This window comes from Bradyrhizobium sp. LeoB3 (assembly GCF_055456055.1).
The window spans coordinates 1-1,635 of record NZ_JBVBEF010000275.1 but is presented as its reverse complement, the minus strand read 5'-3'; the positions used below and the strand labels follow the sequence as shown (position 1 = coordinate 1,635).

The following is a 1,635-nucleotide window of genomic DNA, read 5'->3' as shown; positions in this document are numbered from 1 at the left end:
ATTTTGGCTTCCGTCAAACGCTTCTGCCACAAAGCTCAACAGACTTTATGTGGCGAACTTTAGATTCACGTGACTAGCACTACTTTGGCAGATTTGTCGGTTCCGTGAGCCTATCAGGATTCCCGAATCGATTTTTCAATGATTCATAGGGGGTCGGCTTTTGGAGGGCCGACCATGGGGACCGCGAGATCGGATTGGGAAGACGAACTCGAACGTTGGTTGAAGCCATTCCTGGATCGCTTGGGTCATAAGGCCCGGCGGCGGATGTGTCCGCGTTACGTTGCGGGGTTGATCGGTCCTGGTGAGCGCAAAAGCATTCAACCGATCGCGGAGCGCTTTGCAGCGGGCGATTACGATCAGTTGCACCATTTCATCGCTGATGGCGTCTGGGATGCGGCACCGCTGGAGTCAGAACTGCTCGTTCAGGCCGACCGGCTCGTCGGCGGCGACGATGCGGTGCTGGTCATCGACGACACCGCAATGCCGAAGAAGGGCGAGCGCTCGGTTGGTGTCGCTGCGCAATATGCATCGAGTCTCGGCAAAACGGCGAATTGCCAAACGCTGGTGTCACTGACGCTTGCGCGGGGTGAAGTGCCAGTGATGCTTGCATTGCGTCTCTTCCTCCCCGAGAACTGGACAAGTGATACGGCACGTTTGAAGCGCGCCGGCGTACCGGTCGAATACCGAACGTCACGATCCAAACCAGAGATCGCTCTGGCTGAGATTGATCACGTGATGGGAGCCGGCGTGCGCTTCGGTTGTGTGCTGGCGGACGCGGGATACGGCCTCAGCGCACCGTTTCGACAAGGGCTGACGGCACGCGGGCTTACCTGGGCCGTTGGCGTCCCCCGTCACCTCAAGGTGTACCCGGTCGGCGTCAAGCTGATCTGGCCAGTTGCAATGCGGGGCCGCCCCCGCAAGCGATACATTCCGGACATTCTGTCGAGGGCAGCCGAAGACATGCTCGCCGATGCCAAGTGGCAAAATGTGAGTTGGCGAAACGGGACCAAGGGTCGATTGAAGGCCCGTTTTGCTGCCGTTCGAGTGCGGATCGCCGATGGACCACCCCAGCGTATCAAGGACAAGGGCCAGCAGCATCTTCCCGGCGAGGAGGCGTGGCTGATCGGCGAACACAGGACCTCAGGAGAGAAGAAATACTATCTCGCCAATCTATCGGCCGCGACAGATCTGCGCACATTGGCTGCCAAGATCAAGGCGCGATGGATCTGCGAACAGGCGCATCAGCAGTTGAAAGAGGAACTCGGGCTTGATCACTTCGAGGGGCGATCCTGGCAAGGTCTCCACCGGCACGCACTCATGACCATGATCGCTTACGCCTTCCTCCAGCATCGTCGTCTCGCACAAGCGGGGCGGAAAAAAAAGAATCAATGGACCTCCACCTCAGCCAAGCTTGCCGGCAATACGCCACGCAATCGTCGACCTCATTCTTCGACCACCAACTCAGCGATGCCCATATTGCAAACGAGGAATCCGTGAAAAACAGCGGCGCAAATAAATCTGCCAAAGTAGTGCTAGTCACGTGAATCTAAAGTTCGCAACATAAAGTCTGTTGAGCTTTGTGGCAGAAGCGTTTGACGGAAGCCAAAATCTGATCGGCTGACTTGGTCCATTTGA

Annotated in this window: 1 protein-coding gene; it reads left to right on the top strand. The window is 57.2% G+C overall.

Annotation, left to right across the window (positions count from 1 at the left end):
• Nucleotides 1–174 precede the first annotated feature (174 nt).
• The gene (locus tag ACZXDY_RS45805; protein WP_464349997.1) at nt 175–1,497 is read left to right on the top strand and encodes an IS701 family transposase; all 1,323 of its coding nucleotides are present in this window, start codon (nt 175–177) and stop codon (nt 1,495–1,497) included.
• Nucleotides 1,498–1,635 lie beyond the last annotated feature (138 nt).

Bases quoted from the DNA above. Each gene is read 5' to 3' on its own strand.
- ACZXDY_RS45805 (WP_464349997.1), top strand. From the start codon at position 175: ATGGGGACCGCGAGATCGGATTGGGAAGACGAACTCGAACGTTGGTTG.